The sequence below is a fragment of the Modestobacter sp. URMC 112 genome, from assembly GCF_053502575.1.
This window is the reverse complement of record NZ_CP199957.1, coordinates 3,187,904-3,207,477: the sequence shown is the minus strand read 5'-3', so window position 1 is coordinate 3,207,477 and position 19,574 is coordinate 3,187,904. Positions and strand designations below refer to the sequence as shown.

The 19,574-nt window shown below is 74.6% G+C and carries 17 protein-coding genes; 7 read left to right on the top strand and 10 right to left on the bottom strand.

Going from position 1 to position 19,574, the window contains the following annotated elements; genetic code table 11:
* Nucleotides 1–301: 301 nt before the first annotated feature.
* The 4 genes from ACWIX6_RS15070 (at nucleotide 302) to ACWIX6_RS15055 (ending at nucleotide 3,955) form a co-directional block, all read left to right on the top strand.
* Complete coding sequence (locus ACWIX6_RS15070) at nucleotides 302–976, top strand: response regulator transcription factor (RefSeq protein WP_448613248.1); 675 nt, start codon at nucleotides 302–304, stop codon at nucleotides 974–976.
* Nucleotides 973–2,394, top strand: a complete 1,422-nt coding sequence (locus ACWIX6_RS15065; protein ID WP_448613247.1) for an ATP-binding protein — start codon at nucleotides 973–975, stop codon at nucleotides 2,392–2,394. Before ACWIX6_RS15070 ends, ACWIX6_RS15065 begins: the two co-directional genes overlap by 4 nt.
* A 114-nt stretch (nucleotides 2,395–2,508) precedes the next feature.
* Nucleotides 2,509–2,982 carry a hypothetical protein gene (locus tag ACWIX6_RS15060; RefSeq protein ID WP_448613246.1) on the top strand — a complete coding sequence of 158 codons (474 nt, stop codon included), beginning with the start codon at nucleotides 2,509–2,511 and terminating at the stop codon, nucleotides 2,980–2,982.
* Nucleotides 2,983–3,205: 223 nt separating this feature from the next.
* Complete coding sequence (locus tag ACWIX6_RS15055; protein WP_448613245.1) at nucleotides 3,206–3,955, top strand: ANTAR domain-containing protein; 750 nt, start codon at nucleotides 3,206–3,208, stop codon at nucleotides 3,953–3,955.
* A gap of 3 nt (nucleotides 3,956–3,958) precedes the next feature.
* Here ACWIX6_RS15055 and ACWIX6_RS15050 read toward each other — a convergent pair whose 3' ends face one another.
* Nucleotides 3,959–4,543: a TetR/AcrR family transcriptional regulator gene (locus tag ACWIX6_RS15050; protein WP_448613244.1), complete on the bottom strand. Its 585-nt coding sequence runs from the start codon at nucleotides 4,541–4,543 to the stop codon at nucleotides 3,959–3,961.
* Between the two features lie 96 nt (nucleotides 4,544–4,639).
* On the opposite strand from ACWIX6_RS15050, the gene ACWIX6_RS15045 reads away from it, so the two are divergent.
* On the top strand, nucleotides 4,640–5,149 hold the full coding sequence (locus ACWIX6_RS15045; protein WP_448613243.1) for a DoxX family protein: 510 nt from the start codon (nucleotides 4,640–4,642) through the stop codon (nucleotides 5,147–5,149).
* A gap of 51 nt (nucleotides 5,150–5,200) precedes the next feature.
* Here ACWIX6_RS15045 and ACWIX6_RS15040 read toward each other — a convergent pair whose 3' ends face one another.
* Nucleotides 5,201–5,416 (bottom strand): DUF1918 domain-containing protein, encoded by a 216-nt coding sequence (locus ACWIX6_RS15040; RefSeq protein WP_448613242.1) that lies wholly within the window; start codon nucleotides 5,414–5,416, stop codon nucleotides 5,201–5,203.
* A 156-nt stretch (nucleotides 5,417–5,572) separates the two neighbouring features.
* The gene (gene glnA / locus ACWIX6_RS15035) at nucleotides 5,573–7,006 is read right to left on the bottom strand and encodes a type I glutamate--ammonia ligase (protein ID WP_448613241.1); all 1,434 of its coding nucleotides are present in this window, start codon (nucleotides 7,004–7,006) and stop codon (nucleotides 5,573–5,575) included.
* 123 nt (nucleotides 7,007–7,129) lie between these two features.
* Between glnA and ACWIX6_RS15030 the strand changes: the two genes are divergently transcribed.
* Entirely contained in the window at nucleotides 7,130–7,552 is a 423-nt protein-coding gene (locus ACWIX6_RS15030; RefSeq protein ID WP_448613240.1) for an RDD family protein, read from the top strand.
* Between the two features lie 128 nt (nucleotides 7,553–7,680).
* Here ACWIX6_RS15030 and ACWIX6_RS15025 read toward each other — a convergent pair whose 3' ends face one another.
* From ACWIX6_RS15025 to ACWIX6_RS14995, 7 genes are all read right to left on the bottom strand, one after another.
* Nucleotides 7,681–8,565 (bottom strand): DUF4191 domain-containing protein, encoded by an 885-nt coding sequence (locus ACWIX6_RS15025; protein WP_448613239.1) that lies wholly within the window; start codon nucleotides 8,563–8,565, stop codon nucleotides 7,681–7,683.
* Between the two features lie 143 nt (nucleotides 8,566–8,708).
* Complete coding sequence (gene lipA, locus ACWIX6_RS15020; RefSeq protein WP_448613238.1) at nucleotides 8,709–9,683, bottom strand: lipoyl synthase; 975 nt, start codon at nucleotides 9,681–9,683, stop codon at nucleotides 8,709–8,711.
* Nucleotides 9,684–9,789: 106 nt separating this feature from the next.
* Entirely contained in the window at nucleotides 9,790–11,349 is a 1,560-nt protein-coding gene (locus tag ACWIX6_RS15015) for a hypothetical protein (RefSeq protein WP_448613237.1), read from the bottom strand.
* 128 nt (nucleotides 11,350–11,477) lie between these two features.
* Nucleotides 11,478–12,293, bottom strand: coding sequence for a phosphocholine cytidylyltransferase family protein (locus ACWIX6_RS15010; protein ID WP_448613236.1), 816 nt, complete (start codon nucleotides 12,291–12,293; stop codon nucleotides 11,478–11,480).
* Nucleotides 12,294–12,295: 2 nt separating this feature from the next.
* Nucleotides 12,296–13,420 (bottom strand): CDP-glycerol glycerophosphotransferase family protein, encoded by a 1,125-nt coding sequence (locus ACWIX6_RS15005; RefSeq protein ID WP_448613235.1) that lies wholly within the window; start codon nucleotides 13,418–13,420, stop codon nucleotides 12,296–12,298.
* Nucleotides 13,417–14,205, bottom strand: coding sequence for an HAD family hydrolase (locus ACWIX6_RS15000; RefSeq protein ID WP_448613234.1), 789 nt, complete (start codon nucleotides 14,203–14,205; stop codon nucleotides 13,417–13,419). Before ACWIX6_RS15000 ends, ACWIX6_RS15005 begins: the two co-directional genes overlap by 4 nt.
* 40 nt (nucleotides 14,206–14,245) lie before the next feature.
* The gene (locus ACWIX6_RS14995) at nucleotides 14,246–15,901 is read right to left on the bottom strand and encodes a mannitol dehydrogenase family protein (RefSeq protein WP_448613233.1); all 1,656 of its coding nucleotides are present in this window, start codon (nucleotides 15,899–15,901) and stop codon (nucleotides 14,246–14,248) included.
* Nucleotides 15,902–16,625: 724 nt separating this feature from the next.
* Here ACWIX6_RS14995 and leuS point away from each other — a divergent pair.
* Entirely contained in the window at nucleotides 16,626–19,517 is a 2,892-nt protein-coding gene (leuS, locus tag ACWIX6_RS14990) for a leucine--tRNA ligase (RefSeq protein ID WP_448613232.1), read from the top strand.
* The last annotated feature ends 57 nt before the right edge of the window (nucleotides 19,518–19,574 follow it).

The following is a 19,574-nucleotide window of genomic DNA, read 5'->3' as shown; positions in this document are numbered from 1 at the left end:
GCGGGGACAGGCCGGCGCAGGGGACGTCGACCCACGGCAGTCGCGGCCACCCCGCCGTGCGCCGTCCAGCTCTCGTCACAGTCGGTCACCCCTCACGGTCCGGGCCCTGTCCAGGACCTCGACGTGACGTTCCGGTGAACTCGTGGTGCACCACGGAGCGTAGTGACGGGGCTGGTCCCGTTCCAAGGGAGTTGATGAAGAAATCCTCATCGAGCGGGCGTGTCGGTGTCGGAGCGTGCGCGCGGGTGTTGGCCCGGCCCGGTGCAGCTCGCACACTGGGCAGGCACCGGAGGAGGCGGTCGTGCGGGTGCTGGTGGTGGAGGACCAGGCCAAGATGCAGGCGCTGCTGCGGCAGAGCCTGGAGGACGCGGGCTACGCCGTCGATCTCGCCGGGGACGGGCCCGCGGCGCTGGACGCGGCCGGGGGAGGGGCCTACGACGCCGTCGTCCTGGACGTGCTGCTCCCCGGCTTCGACGGCTTCGAGGTGCTGCGCCGGCTCCGCGAGGACGACGTGTGGACGCCGGTCCTGGTGCTCACCGCCCGCGACGCGGTCGACGACCGGGTCCGCGGCCTGGACGCCGGCGCCGACGACTACCTGGTCAAGCCGTTCGCCCTGACCGAGCTGCTCAGCCGGGTGCGCGCACTGATCCGCCGGGGCAGCCGGTCCCGCCAGGAGCGGCTGCGGTGCGGGCCGCTGGAGCTGGAGCCGGCCACCCGGGCCGTGCGGGTGTCCGGCTGCCCCGTGGACCTGTCGCCGCGCGAGTTCGCCGTCCTCGAACTGCTGCTGCGGCGTCAGGGCACCGTGGTCAGCCGCCAGGAGGTGCACGACGCGGTGTGGGGACCGACCGCCGACGCCGGCTCCAACGTCGTCGACGTGTACGTGAAGAACCTCCGTGACCGGATCGACCGCCGGTTCGGCGTGGCGTTGATCCACACCGTCCGCGGCGCCGGGTACCGCCTGGAGGGCCCGCCGTGAGCCGGCTGCCGCGGCACCCGCGGGAGGTGCTGCGCCGGCTGCCGATCAGCGTGCGGCTGGGCGGCACCTTCGCCGTCGTGTTCGTCGGGGTGCTGGCCGTCCTGACGCCGCTCGCCCACTGGGGGCTGGGCCAGATCCTGCGCGGGGAGGTCGACCGGACCCTGGTCGCCGCCGCCGAGTACCTCTCCGACCAGGGGGTCGACGCCGACGACATCGACGAGCGGGAGCTCGGCGGGGTGGAGTCACCGGAGTTCGAGACGCAGGTGGTCACCCCGGACGGGCGGGTGCTCAGCGGCTCGGGACCGGGGCTGCGCTCCACCCCCCTGCTCTCGCCGGACCAGGCTCGGACGGCGGTGCGGGACGGCAGCCTGTTCGTCGACGTCCGCGACGACGAGGAGGTGCAGCGCGCGCTCGCCCTCCCGCTCGGCCGGCCCGACGACCAGGTGCTCGTCGTGGTGGCCGAGCTCGACGAGGTGCGCGACGCCCAGTCCGGCCTGCTGCGCCTGGCGCTGGTGATGGCGCCGCTGGCCGGCCTGCTGGCCGGCATCGCGGGATGGCTGGTGGCCCGGCGGGGGCTGCGCCCGATCGCCCGGATGACCGCGGACGCCGACGCGGTCAGCGCCTCGGACCCCTCGCCGCGGCTGGCCCTGCCCCCGTCCCGGGACGAGGTGCACCGGCTGGGGACGACGCTCAACGGCCTGCTGGCCCGGATCCAGGAGGCGCGACGCCGGGAGCGGGACTTCACCGCCGACGCCAGCCACGAGCTGCGCACGCCGCTGGCCATCCTCCGCGCCGAGCTCGAGCTGGCGCGCAGCCACGCCGCGGACGAGGAGCTGGCCCGGTCCCTGGACAGCGCCCTGGAGGAGAGCGACCGCCTCGGCCGCCTGATCGACGACCTGCTGGTGCTGGCCCGCGCGGACGCGGGGCCCGGGCCCGATCGGACGCTGCTCGACGTCGCCGAGGTCACCGACGGACTGCTGCCCGGGTTCCGGACCCTGGCGCACCGGCGGGGGATCACCGTGACCAGCACCGGGGACGCCGTCGTCCGCGCCGACCGCCGGGCCCTGGCGCGGGCGGTGGCCAACCTCCTCGACAACGCCGTCCGGCACGCCCCCGACGGGGGGCACGTGACCCTGACCATCAGCCAGCGGTCGGACGGCACCGCGATCAGCGTCACCGACGACGGCCCCGGCGTCCCCGCCGAGGACCGCGCCCGGATCACCCAGCGCTTCACCCAGCTCGACCGGGCCCGGACCGGCGGTGGTGCCGGGCTCGGCCTGGCCATCGTCGCCTCGGTGGCGGCCGCGCACCACGGGAGCGTGGACATCGCCGACCCGCCGGCCGGGCGGGGGCTCTCGGTGACCCTCCACCTGCCGGCCGGACCGGAACCGGAGCGGACCACCCCCGCCGACGGCTGAGCGCGGCCGACGCACAGCGTGCGCCCGCCCCTGCGCACAGCCCGTCCTCAGCGACCGGCTCCACGGTGGGTGGACGGCGGCCCGGCGGCGGGCCGCGACCGAGAGAGGATGGACATGTCCGACACGAAGACGTGGAAGCGGTACGGCGGGGCCCTGGGGCTGGTGGCCGGGGGTCTGGTCGCGGGGGGCGTGCTCGCCGGCACCGTCACCGCCGGCGCTGCCGAGGACACCTCCGGCGGGACGGACAGCTCGACGTCGGCCGAGGACCCCCGGCCGGGCCGGGGCGACGAGGAGGCGCTGACCGGCGACGTCCGCACGCAGGTCGAGGCGGCCGTGCTGGCCGCGTACCCCGACGCCGACATCGAGCGCAGCGAGACCGACTCCGGCGGGGTCTACGAGTCGCACGTCGTCACCGCGGACGGCGAGCGGCTGACCGTGCTGGTGGGCGAGGACTTCGCGGTCACCGGCACGGAGACCGGCGGTCCCGGCCGCGGCGGGCGCGGGGGCCCGGGCGAGTGCGAGGACGACGGTGCCGCGACCGACCAGTCGACCGAGGCTCCCGCGGAGGAGGGCACCACGACCAACTGAGCTCCCGGCCGGCCCCGTCGGGAGTCCCCGGCGGGGCCGGCCGCCGTCGCGGCGGTCGTCGCGGGCTGCCGACCCGGTCCCGCGGCCCCCGAGCGCGGTAGCGTCCGGAGGCGTCCTCGTGACGCGGACACCACGTCAGGACGCGGCGTGGTGGTGGACCGGGCCACGGGTCCGCACGAGCATGCGGCCGCCGGACCCCCGGTCGCGGACCGGAGCGCATCCCATGTCGGTGGACGAGAGCGCCGCGACGGACCTGGACGCGGCGTTCGAGCAGCTCGCCGGGATGTCCCTGCTGGACAACTCGATGGAGTCGGTGCTGCAGCGGGTCTGTGACCTGGCGCGGGGGCTCCTGCCCGGGGACGTGGCCGCGTCCGTGAGCCTCCTCGCCGACGACAGGCCCGGGACCGTCGCGTTCGCCGGCGACCTCGCGCGGCGGCTGGACGAGAGCCAGTACGGCCGCGGCTACGGCCCGTGCCTGGAGGCCATCGCCCGCCGGACGCCTCAGGAGGTCGGGGACGCCCGGTCGGACCCCCGGTGGCCGGACCACCTGCGGGTCGCCGTCGAGGCGGGCTGCCTGAGCTCCCTCTCGGTCCCGCTGCCGATCCCGGAGCAGCAGTGGGGGGCCGGCCTGAACCTCTACGCCCGGCAGCCCCGGGCCTTCTCGGGCGACCCGGCGGGCAGGGCGGCGGTCGACCGCTTCGCCGCGTACGCCGCGGTGGCCGTGGCCAACATGCACGACTACGCCGCGGCCGTGGCCCAGGGTCGGGACCTCTCCGTGGTGCTGCGGTCGCGGACCTCCGTCGGGCAGGCCCAGGGCATCCTGATGGAGCGGCACGGGATCTCGGCCGACCAGGCGTTCCAGGCGCTCGTCCTGGTGTCGATGCGCACGCACGTGGGGGTGTGGGACGTCGCCGAGCAGGTCGTGGAGACCGGTGAGCTGGCCCCACCCCGGGGGCCGCGCAGTCCGGACTGACCGCTAGCCCTGCTCTGCCGGGCGGGCGAAGAGCACGCCGGCCACCTGGCGCGCCGCGGCCGCGGCGTCCGGGCCCAGGTCCGCGGGCAGCGCGCCGGTGGTCCACAGGCTGGCGAACCCGTGCACGATGGACCACGCCGCGAGTCCGGCGGTCCTCGTGCCGGGTCCGGTCGCTCCGCCCGGGACCGTCCCGACCCCGCCGTAGAGCGCGGCGCTGCTCCGTTCGCGGGCCGCCCGGAGGTCCGGGGAGGTCGCGTCATAGAGGTCCGGCCGGAACATGACCTCGAAGTGGGCCCGGTGGGTGACGGCGAACTCGACGTAGGCGACACCCACCTCCAGGAAGTCCCCGGTGCGCTCCAGCGCCTCGGTGAGCCGGTCGGCCAGCAGCAGGAACCCCTCGGCGGCGACGGCGGTCAGCAGTCCCGCCTTGTCGCCGAAGTGGTGCGCCGGCGCGGCGTGCGAGACGCCGACCCGGCGGGCCAGCTCACGGAGGCTGACGTGCGCGGGTCCCACCTCTTCGATCAGCTGTGCCGCCGAGCGCAGCAGCTCACGCCGGAGGTCTCCGTGGTGGTAGGGGCGGTCGGCCATGGCCAGACCCTAGGCGGTGCATCTTGACGTTGACAAGACAGTTGCCCCGAGGGAATCTAGTCGGTGTCAAGTCCTCGCTCTCGGAGGTGTGCCGCCATGGCTCCCCTGTACGTCCTGATCGGCGCGACCGGCGCCGTCCTCCTCGGCGCCGCCGCCACCACGCGGTCGCTGACCGGGCACTGGACGACCGCGCTGCGCGGTGGCCTGGCCGCCATGTTCACGCTGACCGGCATCACCCACTTCGTGCTGCTGCGCGACGACCTCGTCGCGATGGTGCCCCCGGCCCTGCCGGCGCCCGGGCTGCTGGTCACCGTGACCGGGGTCCTGGAGCTGGCCGGGGCGGCCGGGCTGCTGTGGCGACCCACGGCGCGCTGGTCGGCGGCCGGCCTGGCCGGACTGCTGGTCGCGGTGTTCCCGGCCAACGTCCACGCCGCCCTGTCCGGCGCCGGGATCGACGGCGAGCCGCCGACGCCGCTCGGCGCCCGCACGGTGCTGCAGCTCGTGTTCCTCGCCGCGACCGTCGCCGTCTGGGCCGCCCTCAGCCGCGGACGGCAGCGCGGTGCCGGGAGCGGGGTCCGCTCGCCGGACCCCGTTCCGACGCCGTGACCATCGCGCTCGGCCACGACTCCACGAGCTGCCGGGTGCGTCCCGGGAGCGTCAGGCGGGGCGCGGGCTGTGCGCCGCCGGTGGACGGTCCATGACCACGGCGTCGGGACCGGGGAACACCACGCTCGTCTGGTCCTCGTCGTGCCAGCGGACGACGTACGGGGGACTGCCGTCCGCGTGGGAGACCTCCACGATCCGGCCGTACCGGACCGGGACGTCGAGGGCGTGACGCGTCACCACCAGCCAGTTGCCCACCTCTGCGTACATGACCGGCCCTCCTCGCAGGCTGTGGGTCCGACGCTAGGACGGTCGAGGGGCCCTGCCAAGGGCCCCGCGTGCAGAGACGCACACAGCTCCCGCCGGGGTCCCGGAGGACCCTGACGGGAGCTGTGTGGACCTGCGCCCCGGAGCGGGGCCGACGACTCAGATGTCGTAGTACATCGCGAACTCGTGCGGGTGCGGGCGGAGCCGGATCGGGTCGATCTCGTTCTCCCGCTTGTACTCGATCCAGGTCTCGATCAGGTCGGAGGTGAACACGCCACCGTCGAGCAGGTAGTCGTGGTCGACCTCCAGCCGGTCGAGGACGGCGTCCAGCGACGCCGGCACCTTCTCGATGCCCAGGGCCTCCTCGGGCGGCAGCTCGTAGAGGTCCTTGTCGACCGGCGCCGGCGGCTCGATCTTGTTCCTGACGCCGTCGAGGCCGGCCATCAGCATCGCCGAGAACGCGAGGTAGGGGTTCGCCGACGGGTCGGGCACCCGGAACTCGATGCGCTTGGCCTTCGGGTTGTCGCCCGAGATCGGGATGCGGGTGCAGGCCGAGCGGTTGCGGGCGGAGTAGACGAGGTTGATCGGGGCCTCGTAGCCCGGGACCAGCCGGTGGTAGCTGTTCACCGTGGGGTTGGTGAACGCCAGCAGCGACGGGGCGTGGGTGAGCAGCCCGCCGATGTAGTGCCGCGCGGTGTCGGACAGTCCCGCGTAGCCGGTCTCGGCGTGGAACAGCGGCTCGCCGTCCTTCCACAGGCTCTGGTGGCAGTGCATCCCCGAGCCGTTGTCACCGAACAGCGGCTTGGGCATGAAGGTGGCGCTCTTGCCGGCGGCCCAGGCGGTGTTCTTGATGATGTACTTGAACAGCATCAGGCTGTCGGCCGAGCGCAGCAGCGTGTCGAACTTGTAGTTGATCTCGGCCTGCCCGCCGGTGCCCACCTCGTGGTGGCCGCGCTCCAGCTCCAGCCCGGCGTTGGCCAGGTTGACCATCATCGCCGAGCGCAGGTCGCTCTGGTGGTCGATCGGCTCGACGGGGAAGTAGCCGCCCTTGGGGCGGGTCTTGTAGCCCAGGTTGGGGCCACCGTTCTCGCCGGTCAGCGACCCAGAGTTCCAGGAGCCCTCGACCGCGTCGATGTGGTAGTAGCCCTCGTTGATCGCGGTGTTGTGCCGCACCGAGTCGAAGACGTAGAACTCCGCCTCCGGCCCGAAGTAGGCGGTGTCGGCGATGCCAGAGCTGGCCAGGTAGGCCTCGGCCTTCTTGGCCACGTTCCGCGGGTCGCGGCTGTAGGCCTCGCGGGTGATCGGGTCGTGGATGAAGAAGTTGACGTTCAGCGTCTTGTAGGTGCGGAACGGGTCCACGAACGCGCTGCTCGCGTCGGGCAGCAGCAGCATGTCGGACTCGTTGATCGCCTGGAACCCGCGGATCGACGAGCCGTCGAAGCCGAGCCCGTCGGCGAAGGTGTCCGGACCGAAGGTCTCCGCCGGGATGGTGAAGTGCTGCATGACGCCGGGCAGGTCGCAGAACCGGACGTCGACGAACTTCACGTCGTTGTCGCGGATGTACGCGGTGACCTCGTCGGGACTGTTGAACATCGATCCTCCGGGAGTGGACGGCCAGCTCGGACGACGCTACGAGCGCGGAGTTGCTCGGGGGTGACCCCCGTGTTTCGTCGCCGTAACGTCGCCCTCCGGCGTGTCGCCTCTACCCTCACGGGCATGGCAGCAGAGCCGGCACCACCCTCCCAGCCCCGGGTCCGGGGCGCAGCGCTGGGGCTGCCGGCCGAGGGCCCGGGGTCGCTCGCCGGCTTCGGGCAGCGGATCGGCGCGTTCCTCGTCGACGCCGCCGCCGCGGCCCTGCTCACCGGGCTGGTCACCGCCCCGGAACCGCCCGGCAACTGGAGCCTGCTGACGTTCGCGGCGATCACCACGGTGTACCTGATGGCGACCGGTCAGACCCCGGGCATGCGGCTGCTGGGCCTCCGGCTGGCCCACCCCCAGCCGGACCGGCGGCTGGCGCCGTGGCGGGCCGTCGTCCGCACGGCGCTGCTGTGCCTGCTGGTGCCCGCCCTGGTGGTCGACGCCGACGGCCGCGGCCTGCACGACCGGCTGACCGACACCGCCGTCGTCAGGACGCGGTGACAAAGCGATCCTCCCGGATCGCACCGCGGCCAGGTGCCGTCCCGGCCGCCGTCGAGCCGCTGGCCGCGTTCCCGGCGGGAGCCTCCGGCCCCGCGCCGGGCCCGCGGAGCCGAGCGAGCCCGGCAGGACTACCGCCGGCGGACCTGCCGCTGGCTCACCGACATCTGCCGGCCCCCGGGCAGCGGGCCGCCCGGCACCGGCGGGCGCGCGCCGCCGAGCGCGGACATCCGCTTGGCCAGCGCGTTGACCTCTCCGGCGCTGAGGTTGCGGGGCAGCTTCACCACGTGGGTGTTCAGCTTCTTCAGCGGCACCTGGCCCTCGGCGTCGCCCACGCTCACGTCGTAGATGGGGGTGTCCCCGACGACCTTCGCGATCCGGCGCTTCTCCGCGGCGATCAGCGCGCGCACCCGCTGCGCGTTGCCCTCGCCGACCAGGATCACCCCGGGCCGGCCGAGCACTCGGTGGACGGCGTCCAGCTCTCGGGTCCCGGCCACGCCGGAGGAGACGCGCCAGTCACCGCGCATGCCCTCCAGCACCCACGCCGCGGCGCCCGGCTGGCCCTCGACCTGCCGGTAGGCCGACCCCTGCGCGCGCCGGCCGAAGACCACCAGGGCGGCGAGCAGACCGAGCAGCAGGGCGATGGGCAGGACCAGGAACGGCGCGTCGAACACGATGCCCAGCACCTCGACCACGGCGAAGACCACCACGAAGGCGATGAGCATCAGCCACGGCAGCCGGCGGTCGTTGCGGTAGGTGAGGGAGTAGGCCTGCCGGATCATGGCGGCCTGGTTCTTCAGCTTGCGCAGCCGGGAGACCTTGGGCTTGCCGTCCTTGCCCAGCTTGGGTGACTTGGCCGGCTTCCCCCTGCCGCTGCCCTTGGGCTCCTTGGCCCCGGTCGCCGTCGCGCCCACGGCGGTCGCGCCGCTCCGCCCTCGGCCGGGGACGCCACCGGCCGGGCCGCGGCCGGCGGCACCGGCGGGGGAGGAGCTGTCGGTGGACCTGCTGCGCGCCATGACGTCGAGGATAGTTGAAGGACCCGCCGCCCCCCGCCGCTCGCGAGCTCGCGGCGGGCCCCTGCGGCGGGCCGAGGCGCGGCGCGGTCCCTGCACCGGGGCCGCTGTCGGCCCGCCCCCCGCAGCGGGGCCGACGGGCAGCCTCAGCGGGTGACGGCGAGCCCGCGGGCCTCGGCGGCCTGCTGGTACAGCCGCCCGGCCCGGTAGGAGCTGCGTACCAGCGGGCCGCCCAGCACCCCGGCGAAGCCGATCCGCTCCGCCTCGGCGGAGAACTCGACGAACTCCTCCGGCTTGACCCAGCGCACCACCGGGTGGTGCCGGACGCTGGGCCGCAGGTACTGGGTGATGGTCAGCAGGTCACAGCCGGCCTCGTGCAGCGCCTGCATGGTCTCGACCACCTCGGCCGGCTCCTCGCCCATCCCGAGGATGAGGTTGGACTTGGTGACCAGGCCGGCCTCGCGGGCCGCGGTGATCACCGACAGCGAGCGCTCGAACCGGAAGCCCGGGCGGATCCGCTTGAAGATCCGCGGGACGGTCTCCACGTTGTGCGCCAGCACCTCCGGGCGCGAGGAGAAGACCTCGGCGAGCTGGTCGGGGTCGGCGTTGAAGTCCGGGATGAGCAGCTCGACGCCGCAGCCGGGGACCTGCTGGTGGATCTGGCGGACCGTCTCGGCGTAGAGCCAGGCACCGCCGTCGGGCAGGTCGTCCCGGGCGACCCCGGTGACGGTGGCGTACCGCAGGCCCATCGTGGCGACGCTCTCGGCGACCCGGCGCGGCTCGTCGGCGTCGAAGTCGGCGGGCTTGCCGGTGTCGATCTGACAGAAGTCGCAGCGCCGCGTGCACTGGTCACCGCCGATGAGGAAGGTCGCCTCGCGGTCCTCCCAGCACTCGTAGATGTTGGGGCAGCCCGCCTCCTCGCAGACCGTGTGCAGCCCCTCGCGGCGCACCAGCGACTTGAGCTCGGTGTACTCGGGGCCGGTCCGGAGCTTCGTCTTGATCCACTCGGGCTTGCGCTCGATGGGGGTCTGGCTGTTGCGGACCTCGAGGCGGAGCAGTTTCCGGCCGGCCGGCTCGATGGTGGAGGGGGTCCCCGGGCTGGTCGTCGGCGCCTCGCTCATGGCCAGCACGGTACCCCCGGCGGGCGGGGGGACCGCTGACGGCGACGGGCCCGGTACCGCGTCCGGGGGACGCGGTACCGGGCCCGTCGTGAGCCGGAGCGGGAGCTCAGGCCCGACTGCTGCCGTCCTCGGGCTCGACGCCCCGGTTGGCCACCGGCGTGCCGGCCGGACCGGTGGGGGAGTCGGTGTTGTTGGTGGAGTCGGTGGAGGGGTCCACGCCGCCGGGACCCTCGGTGGGGGCGTCCCCGCCGGCGGTGGTCACCGGTGCGTCGAAGTCGTTGCCCGACCCCGTCGCGGTGCCTGGCCGGTTGCCGTAGCTGCGGTTCTCGTCGTCACGGGTGAGCTGCTGCGCCTGGGTGCCCAGGTCGCTGGTGGTCGGGGTGGCGTCCCCGGCCGCGGCCTGCGCCGAGGAGACGGCCTTGCCGCCGCCACCACCGGTGGTCTTGGACTGGGACTGGGGGCTCTCGGTCCCGCCGGCGGGGGCGGCGGGGCTGCTCGGGGCGCTGGGCACGGGGTCCTCTCGGTAGCTGGGCACGGGTCCGTCGCCGGTCGGCGCGGGCGTCCACTGGTCGTCGTCGGCCTTGCGGCGGAACACCACGGCGACCCCGGCCAGGGCGACGGCCAGCACGGCCACCACCCACGGCCAGCGGCGGGGCGGCGGCGGGGGCTCGATGCCCACGCCGCGCTTGACGGTGACCACCGCCGCCGCGGTCCGCTTCGCGGCCTCCTTGCGGGCCCGCGCGGCCGCCTTGTCCAGCTGGGCGCGCTTCCTGGCGGCCTCGCGGGAGAGCGTGGCGGCCTGCGCGACCAGCTTCTCGGCCTTGGCCGTGGCCACCTGCCGGTTGGCCTCCGCCGCGGCCCGCAGCGTCGCCACGCGCAGCGCGGCCTGCTCCCGGGCGATCTCGGCCGCGACCGCGGCGTCCCTGCGGAGCCGCTCGCTCTGCTGTGCCGCCGCGGCGCCGAGCCCGGCGGCTCCGGCCGCCAGTTCCGCACCGCGGGCGTCGAGTTGAGCGCGGGCGGCCCCCACGTTGGAGGTGAGGTTCTCCCGGGCGGTCTCCAGCAGCGGCCCGGCGGCCGCCCGGGCGGCGAGCACCCTGGGCGCGTAGGCGGCCGCGGCGGTGGCTGCCGCCGTCGCCGCGGTGGTGGCGGCGGTGGTCGCCGCCTCGAGCGCGGCGTCCATCCGGGGGACCGCCGACACGCGGGCCGCTTCGAGCCGCGGCAGCGCGGCCTCGCGGGCCGCCTCCAGCCTCGGGGCGGCCGCCGCGACGGCGGTCTCCAGGTTCGCGATCGCCGTGCGGGTCGCGGCCTCCAGCCGCGGGACGACGTCGGTCTCGTACAGCTTCTGGGCCGCCTCCAGCCGCGGCGCCAGACCCTGCTGGGCGGCCTCGAGCCGGGGGGCGAGCGTCTTCGCGGCCGACTCGAGGCGGGGCTCCAGGGCCTCGCGGGCGGCCAGCAGGGCGGGGGCGAGCGCGACGGCCGCGGCCTCCACCCGGGGCGCCACCTCCGCCGTGTAGGTCAGCTGCGCGGCCTTGACCGCGGCGTCGACCTGGGGCTTGAGCTGCTCCGCCGTCGCCCGTCTCGCCTCGGTGACCGCGGCGCCGATGTGCGCGAGCCCTTCCTGCAACTCGGCACCGATGGCCTCGGCATGGCTCTTCTTGCGGAACACTGCAGCACCTCCGAGTTGATCGCGTCCCGGTCATCCTGCCCGTGTCCGGCTGTCGGCACACCCCCGGGTCCGGGTGTCCCGCCGCCGCCGGGGGCGGCGGCGGGACACCTCGGACGGGTGCTGTCGGCTCAGCCGAGCTGGTCGTCCAGGGGCTCGAGCACGGCCCGGGAGCTGAGCCAGGTGTTGGCCCGCTCCAGGTCGCTGGGGAAGTCCACCTCGACCGCGGAGAACCGGGAGATGTCCAGCGGCCGGAACCGCAGCCCGGCCTGCTGGATGGCGGTCTCCATGCCGCGCTCGAAGTAGTCGGTGTCCTCGCAGGCCGCCAGGTGCTCGATCAGCACGGCCTTGTCGGCCGCGGAGACGTAGTTGATCCCCACGGCCTCGCCGAGCCCGCCGACGACGGTCTTGGACAGCTCCTGTACGCAGCCGTCGTCGTCGAGGGTGTACTTGACCTCCTCGTCGGCGACCGTGGCGGTGTCCACGCACACAAAGCTCTGGTCGGCGGCCACGAAGGCCGTCGTCTCGTCCAGGACGGCGGGGTCGAAGACCACGTCCCCGTTCAGCCACAGCACCCCGCCGGGCTGCGACGAGCGCAGTGCCCGCAGCAGGCTCTTGGAGGTGTTGGTGCGGTCGAAGGCGGGGTTGAACGCGAACACCAGCTCCGGCTGGGCCCGCATCACGGCCTTGGCCCGGTAGCCCACCACCACGGTCACCGGGGTGGCGTCGCCGTACACGGCCCGGATGCCGTCCAGTTGCTGCTGCATGATGCTGCGGCCGTCGGTCAGCGGGGTCAGGGGCTTGGGCAGGGTCCGGCCCAGCCGGGTGCCCATGCCCGCGGCGAGGATCACGACCTGGGGCGTGCGGACGTCGGACGACCGGCGGCCGGCGGCTCCGCGCGACCGCCGATCGCGGTTCCCGGTCAGGATCGGGTCAGCAGTGCGCATGCTCATCTCCTCGGTTCGGTCGTGGTCGTGCGGACGGTGTCGGACCCCCCGGCGGGGCGGGTCGCGGGGAAGAACAGGTCGAGCACGCGGTCGGTCGCGTGCCCGTCCTCCAGCGAGCAGAACGTCCGCTGGAAGTCCAGGTACCGGTCGGTCGGGACCCACGGGGTCCGGGCCAGCTCGGCGATCGCGGCGAGCACCTCGTCGCTGGTGCTGAGCAGGGGTCCGGGGGCCGCCTCGGCGAGGTCGAAGTAGAAGCCCCGGAGCTCGTTCTGGAAGTAGTCCAGGTCGTAGGTGAAGTTCAGGATCGGCTTCCCAGTGACCGCGAAGTCGAACATGGTGGAGGAGTAGTCGGTCACCAGGACGTCGGCGGCCAGGTACAGGTAGCGGATGTCCGGGTAGCGCGAGACGTCCCGGACCGCCCCCTCGGGGAACTCCAGCTGGTCGGCCACCATCGAGTGCAGCCGGAGCAGCAGCACGTGGTCCTCGCCCAGTGCCGTGGCGAACTCGGTCAGGTCCAGCGGGAAGGTGTGCTGCGGACCGCCCCCCTCGGCGAAGACGAGGTCGTCGCGCCAGGTGGGCGTGTAGAGCACGGCGGTCGCCCCGTCGGGGATGCCCAGCTGCGCCCGGACGTCGGCCCTGATCCGGTCCCGGTCCGGGGAGTTGAGCAGGTCGTTGCGCGGGTAGCCGGTCTCGTGCACCGGGCCGGTGAACCCGAAGGCCTTCCGGAACCGCGGGGTGCTGACCGCGTTGGGCGAGAGCAGCGCGTCCCACCGGGCGATCTCGGTGTCCAGGTAGGCCAGCCGGCCCTCCGGGGCCCACAGCACGTCGTTGTGGATGCGCTTGAGCGGCGTCCCGTGCCAGGTCTGCAGGTACGTGGTGCCCGGCCGCTTGTCCCAGTCGAAGCCGATGTGGTCGTTGGAGACGACGACGTCGGCGGCCTCGAGGGCGGCCCGGGCGGCGGGGCTGGCCAGCTCCGCCGTGGCCACGTCGGCCGGGTGGTCACCGACGCGGCCCGGTGCGGTCAGCCAGAGGTGCTCGTGGTCCTCGCCGCGCTCGCGGAGGGCCTCGAAGAGGGCGCGCGGGCTGTCGGAGTACTGCCCGCGGAAGCTGTTCCACACGATCCTCACCGGCGGTCACCTGCCCCGGCGACGGCCAGCCCGTCGGCGGCGCGCCGCTGCAGCCCGGGCAGCAGCAGGTCGGTGAGCTCCTGCCACGACGAGACGACGGCGACGACGCCGGCCTCCCGCAGCCGGGCCTCCCGCTCGGCCCGCTCGGCCGGTGCCACGAAGCGGAGGTTGCCCACGGTCGGGCATCCCGCCCGGACGGCCGACAACGCGCCGGGCAGCGAGTCCTCGACGGCGAGCCCCTGGTCCGGGGAGATCCCGAGCTGCGCGCAGGCGTGCAGGTAGACCGCGGGGTCCGGCTTGCCGGTGGGGGTGGGGAGGGAGTCCTCGGCACTGAACCGGGCGCCGGCCGGGAGCAGGTCGTCCAGGTCGGTCGCGGTGAAGCAGGCGGCCAGCCGGGTGAGCGCGCTGGAGCTGACCACGGCCAGGTCCAGGTGCCGGCCCAGGGCGGTCAGCGCAGCGGTCACCTCGGCGTCCGGGGTCAGCACCCGGCCGAGGTGGTCGCTCACCGCCTGCTTCTCCTCGGCCACCCACGGCTCGAGGTCGGGGTGGGGGACCCCGGCGGCGGCGGCCAGGTCGGCGGCCGTCGTCCGGAAGTTCCTGCCGGTCGTGGCCAGCCGCAGCTCCTCGGCGGTGAAGCGCTGCGGGCTGCCCAGCGCGGCGAGGTACCGGTTGGTCACCTCGGCGGAGGCGACGAACGCCGGCTCCTCGGAGGGGAACAGGTTCCCGTCCGCGTCGCAGAGCAGCGCCTGCAGGCGGGCGAGGCGCTCGGGGGGGATCTCGGGCATCAGAGGGAGCCTCCTCGGGGGGGTCGGTGGGACGGGGGCCTCATGCGGGCAGCAGCGCGTCGTCGGCGACCGCGGGGAGCGCGGTCGCCGCGGCCGGGGTGCCGGCTGCCACGTGGGGAAGGGGGACGCCGGGGCCGGCGTCCCGGGCGGGACGGCGGTCGCGGGAGGTGTCCAGCCGGGCGGCCAGGGTGGCCCGGACGCCGTCCCGGTCCAGCTGCTGGAGCGCGGCGGTGAGCGCCTCGACGAACTCCGGGGAGTCGCCGAGGTCGCCGAAGACCGCGCGGACGCCGAGCAGCGGGCGCGGGTCGGTGCCGCCGGCCAGGGCGAGCTCCTGCAACTCCTCGGCCCGGTCGTCGGCCAGCGGCAGCGGCCGCCCGGTGGCGTCCACCCCGCGCAGGTGCCGGCAGAAGCCGGCGACGGCGAGGGTGAGCAGCTCCGAGGGGTGCCCGCCGGCCAGCGCCGTTCGCAGGGTCGGCAACAGGTACAGCGGGACCTTCGACGAGCCGCGGCGGCACAGCCGGTCGAGCCGGTCGGCGAGGGCGGGGTCGGCGAACCGCTGCAGCAGCGAGCGCTGGTAGTCGTCCAGGTCGACGCCCTCGGGCACGGGCAGCAGCGGGGCGATCTCCTCGGCCATCAGCCGGGCGACGTACCGGCCGAGGTCGGGGTCGGCCATCACCTCGTCCATCCGGACGTGCCCGGCCAGGGACCCCAGGTGACCCAGCGCCGAGTGGCTGCCGTTGAGCAGCCGGGTCTTCACCAGCTCGTGGGCACCGACGTCGGGGACGAACTGCACGCCGACCTGCTCCAGGGGCGGCCGGCCGTTGCAGAAGGCGGCCTCCATGACCCACTGGGAGAACGGCTCGGTGATCACCGGCCACCGGTCGTCCACCCCGAACCGGCGGGCGACGTCGGCCCGGTCCTCGATGCTGGTCGAGGGGGTGATCCGGTCGACCATGCTCCCCGGGAAGGCGACGGAGTCGGAGATCCAGCGGGCCAGCACCTCGTCCCGGAGCCGGGCGAAGCCCACGACCGCGGCCCGGGCGGTCTCGCCGTTGGACTGCATGTTGTCGCAGGACAGCACGGTGAACGGCCGTTGCCCGGCCCGGCGCCGGCGGTCCAGCGCCTCCACCAGGTAGCCGAACAGCGACCGCGGGTGGTGCGGGTCGTCCAGGTCGGCGCGGACGTCGTCGTCGTCCGGGTCGAACTCGCCGGTGCGCCGGTCGATCCGGTACGCGGTGCCGGTCACCGTCATGGTCACCAGCCGGGTGCGCTCGTCGGTGAGGGCGGCGAGCACGGCCTCGGGGGCGTCCGGGGCGAACAGGTAGTCGACCATCGAGCCGACGACCCGGGCGCGCTCGCCGGCGCGGCTGCGCTCGACCACCGTGTAGAGGTGGTCCTGCGGGGCCAGGGCGTCGCGCATCGCCGGGGAGCGCAGGCCGACGCCCACCACGCCCCACCCGGTCTCGCCGAGCTCGGCGAGGTCGTCGAAGTACACCAGCTGGTGCGCGCGGTGGAACCCGCCCACGCTGAAGTGGACGACGGCGGGGGTGAGCGCGCTGCGGTCGTAGCCGGGGACGCGGACCCGCGCGGCGTGCCGGGCCAGGGTCCGCTCGCTCAGCGGCAGAGGGGTCGGGCGGACCGTCCGGCCGGCGGTGGTCGTGCGGGGGTGCAGCGGCGTGCGGGCGTGCTCGTCCATCGTGGTCCTCCACACGTCGGCCGACGCATCGGCGGTCACGGTCGCGCGGCGGTGTCGACGACGGTGTGTCCCCGGGCGGCACGGCGTCGGTCGCTGGGGCGACCGCGGTGCCTGCTCTTCCGGTTCCGTGGTGCCGATCCGGCCGTTGCGCCCGGGCGGGCGCCGGTCCTGGATCGTCACCGGTGTCGTACTTCCGGCCGCGCAGCCGTTCCGCTCACCTGCGGCGGATCGGCGCTGCTGCTGAACGCCGGGTGTTGGGGGATGCCCCGGCTCCCGGACGGACAAACGTGACCGCGACGGTGATCGGCCCGGCGCGTCCACGCACAGCTGCGTCGGCGCAGACTACGGGAAGCGGGGCGCGACGCGCCCGGACGATCGTGGAGGCTCCTCCCGCCGCAGGTCAGGCGGGCGGTGGCAGCCCCCTCGGCACCTCGTCCGGGCCCGTGCCCGGGTCGACGGCGGGGGAGTGGCGCGCGGTGCCCGACGCGGGTGCTGTGGTGCCCGGGCTGGTCGCGGGAGACGAGGCGCCGCCGGTGGGCCCCGCCACCCGAGCCGGCAATCCGCGGGTCCCGACCGCGCCCGCGCGCTAAGCTCCCCCCATGACCGGCGGGCTCCTGCTTTCCCGGCCGTGCTGACCTGATCCGATCAGACAGCACGGCGACCCCTCCTGCGTGAGGGGTTTTTTTCTGCCCGCCGCCGGTACGGACCCCCAGGAGCGCCCACGATGAGCCAGCCGAACCCCGAGCCGACCGCGGACGGGGTGCCCCCGCACCGCTACACCCCGGCGCTGGCGCAGTCGATCGAGCTCGCCTGGCAGGACCGCTGGGACGCCGAGGGCACCTTCCACACGCCCAACCCCGTCGGCCCGCTGAGCGAGGGCTTCGAGCGGGTCGCCGACCGGCCCAAGGCGTTCGTGATGGACATGTTCCCGTACCCCTCGGGCGCCGGGCTGCACGTCGGGCACCCCCTGGGCTACCTGGGCACCGACGTGACCAGCCGGTTCCTGCGGATGGACGGGCGCAACGTGCTGCACCCGATGGGCTACGACGCCTTCGGCCTGCCCGCGGAGCAGTACGCCGTCCAGACCGGTCAGCACCCGCGGGTCACCACCGAGGCCAACATCGCCGCGATCGCCGGGCAGCTGCGCCGGCTGGGCGTGGACCACGACACCCGGCGCACCTTCGCCACGATCGACCCGGGCTACTACCGGTGGACCCAGTGGATCTTCGAGCAGGTGTTCGGGTCCTGGTTCGACCCCGCGGCCGACGGCGGCCGTGGGCGCGCCCGGCCGATCGCCGACCTGGTCGCCGAGCTGGACGCCGGGGCCCGGGAACCGGCGCCGGGCACCCTGCCCGAGGGGCGCCGCTGGGCCGACCTGGACCAGGTGGGGCGCCGCCGGGTGGTCGACGCGCACCGGCTGGCCTACCGGCACCAGGCACCGGTCAACTGGTGCCCGGGGCTGGGCACGGTGCTGTCCAACGAGGAGGTCACCGCCGACGGGCGGTCCGAGCGCGGCAACTTCCCGGTGTTCCGCCGTCCGCTGACCCAGTGGATGATGCGGATCACCGCCTACGCCGAGCGTCTGCTGGACGACCTGGACCGGCTGGAATGGCCCGAGTCGCTGAAGCTGATGCAGCGCAACTGGATCGGCCGGTCCACCGGCGCGCGGATCCGCTTCGCGGCCGGCTCCGGCGAGACCGTCGAGGTCTTCACCACCCGGCCGGACACGCTGTTCGGCGCCACCTACCTGGTGCTGGCCCCCGAGCACCCCCTGGTCGGCGCGCTGACCGCCGGCGAGTGGCCCGAGGGGGTCGACCCCCGGTGGACCTCGGGCGCGGCGACGCCGGCCGAGGCGGTGGACGCCTACCAGCGGCAGGCCTCCCGGCGGTCGGAGCTGGACCGCCAGGCCGAGGGCCGGGAGAAGACCGGCGTCTGGCTGGGGACGACCGCGGTGAACCCGGTGACCGGGGCGGACCTGCCGGTGTTCATCGCCGACTACGTGCTGACCGGGTACGGCACCGGGGCGATCATGGCGGTCCCGGGCGAGGACACCCGCGACTGGGAGTTCGCCGACGCCTTCGGGTTGCCGGTGGTGCGGACCGTGCAGCCCCCGGCCGACTTCGCCGGCGGCGCGTACACCGGCACCGGACCGATGATCAACTCCTCGAACGAGCGACTGTCGCTGGACGGCCTGGACAAGGCCGCGGCGATCGAGACGGTGACCGACTGGCTGGTCCGGCACGGGCACGGCGAGGCGACGACCACGTTCAAGCTGCGCGACTGGCTGTTCAGCCGGCAGCGCTACTGGGGCGAGCCGTTCCCGATCGTCTACGACGCCGACGACCTGCCCGTCGCCGTCCCGGAGTCGATGCTGCCGGTGCTGCTGCCCGAGGTCGACGACTACTCGCCCAAGACGTTCGCCGACGACGACGAGACCTCCGCGCCCGAGCCCCCGCTGTCCCGGGCGGCGGACTGGGTCACGGTGACCCTGGACCTGGGCGACGGACCCAGGACCTACCGGCGCGAGACCAACACGATGCCCAACTGGGCCGGGTCGTGCTGGTACTACCTGCGGTACCTGGACCCCTCCGACGACCAGCGCTTCGTCGACCCGGAGCTGGAGCGGTACTGGATGGGCCCGCAGCGCGACGGCGACGTGGGTGGGGTCGACCTGTACGTCGGCGGGGTGGAGCACGCCGTGCTGCACCTGCTGTACGCCCGCTTCTGGCACAAGGTGCTGTTCGACCTGGGCCACGTGTCCAGCGAGGAGCCGTTCCGGCGGCTGGTCAACCAGGGCTACATCTCCGCCTACGCCTACACCGACGCCCGCGGGTTCTACGTCCCCGCCGCCGAGGTCGAGGAGCGGGACGGGCGATTCTTCCACGACGGGGTCCCGGTCGGCCGCGAGTACGGGAAGATGGGCAAGAGCCTGAAGAACGTGGTGACCCCCGACGAGATGATCGCCGCGTACGGCGCGGACACGTTCCGGGTGTACGAGATGTCCACCGGCCCGCTGGACCAGTCCCGGCCCTGGGAGACCAAGGCCGTGGTCGGCGCGCAGCGCCTGCTGCAGCGGGTGTGGCGGGTGGTCGTCGACGAGGAGACCGGCGAGGTGCGGGCCGGGGACGTCGAGCCGGACGACGCCACCCGCCGGGCCCTGCACCGGGCGATCGAGGCGGTCCGGGACGGCATGACCACGTTGCGGTTCAACATCGCGATCGCCCGGATCACCGAGCTGACCAACCACCTGACCGCGGCCTACCCGCCCGGCTCGGCCGTGCCGCGGTCGGTGGTCGAACCGCTCGTGCTGGTGCTGGCCCCGCTGGCGCCGCACGTGGCCGAGGAGATGTGGGCGCGGTGCGGCCACCCGGACTCGCTGGCCTGGGAGCAGTTCCCGGTCGCCGACCCGCGCTGGCTGGTCGACGAGACGGTGCAGGTCGCCGTCCAGGTCAACGGCAAGGTCCGGGCGCAGGTGTCCGTGCCGGCCGGCGCCGACGCCGCGGCGCTCGAGGAGGCCGCCCGGGCCGACGAGCGGATCGCCGGCCACCTGGACGGCGCGACCGTGCGCCGGGTCGTCGCCGTGCCCGGCCGCCTGGTCAACTTCGTCCTCGGCTGACGGCCCCCCTGCAGGGCCCCGCCGCGAGCTCGCGAGCGGTGGGGGGCAGGGGGGTCC

Excerpts from the sequence above, each read along its gene's own strand:
- ACWIX6_RS15060 (WP_448613246.1), top strand. The coding sequence starts at position 2,509 with ATGTCCGACACGAAGACGTGGAAGCGGTACGGCGGGGCCCTGGGGCTG.
- ACWIX6_RS15055 (WP_448613245.1), top strand. The coding sequence starts at position 3,206 with ATGTCGGTGGACGAGAGCGCCGCGACGGACCTGGACGCGGCGTTCGAG.
- ACWIX6_RS15050 (WP_448613244.1), bottom strand. The coding sequence starts at position 4,543 with ATGGCCGACCGCCCCTACCACCACGGAGACCTCCGGCGTGAGCTGCTG.
- ACWIX6_RS15045 (WP_448613243.1), top strand. The coding sequence starts at position 4,640 with ATGGCTCCCCTGTACGTCCTGATCGGCGCGACCGGCGCCGTCCTCCTC.
- ACWIX6_RS15040 (WP_448613242.1), bottom strand. The coding sequence starts at position 5,416 with ATGTACGCAGAGGTGGGCAACTGGCTGGTGGTGACGCGTCACGCCCTC.
- glnA (WP_448613241.1), bottom strand. The coding sequence starts at position 7,006 with ATGTTCAACAGTCCCGACGAGGTCACCGCGTACATCCGCGACAACGAC.
- ACWIX6_RS15030 (WP_448613240.1), top strand. The coding sequence starts at position 7,130 with ATGGCAGCAGAGCCGGCACCACCCTCCCAGCCCCGGGTCCGGGGCGCA.
- ACWIX6_RS15025 (WP_448613239.1), bottom strand. The coding sequence starts at position 8,565 with ATGGCGCGCAGCAGGTCCACCGACAGCTCCTCCCCCGCCGGTGCCGCC.
- lipA (WP_448613238.1), bottom strand. The coding sequence starts at position 9,683 with ATGAGCGAGGCGCCGACGACCAGCCCGGGGACCCCCTCCACCATCGAG.
- ACWIX6_RS15010 (WP_448613236.1), bottom strand. The coding sequence starts at position 12,293 with ATGCGCACTGCTGACCCGATCCTGACCGGGAACCGCGATCGGCGGTCG.
- ACWIX6_RS15000 (WP_448613234.1), bottom strand. The coding sequence starts at position 14,205 with ATGCCCGAGATCCCCCCCGAGCGCCTCGCCCGCCTGCAGGCGCTGCTC.
- ACWIX6_RS14995 (WP_448613233.1), bottom strand. The coding sequence starts at position 15,901 with ATGGACGAGCACGCCCGCACGCCGCTGCACCCCCGCACGACCACCGCC.
- leuS (WP_448613232.1), top strand. The coding sequence starts at position 16,626 with ATGAGCCAGCCGAACCCCGAGCCGACCGCGGACGGGGTGCCCCCGCAC.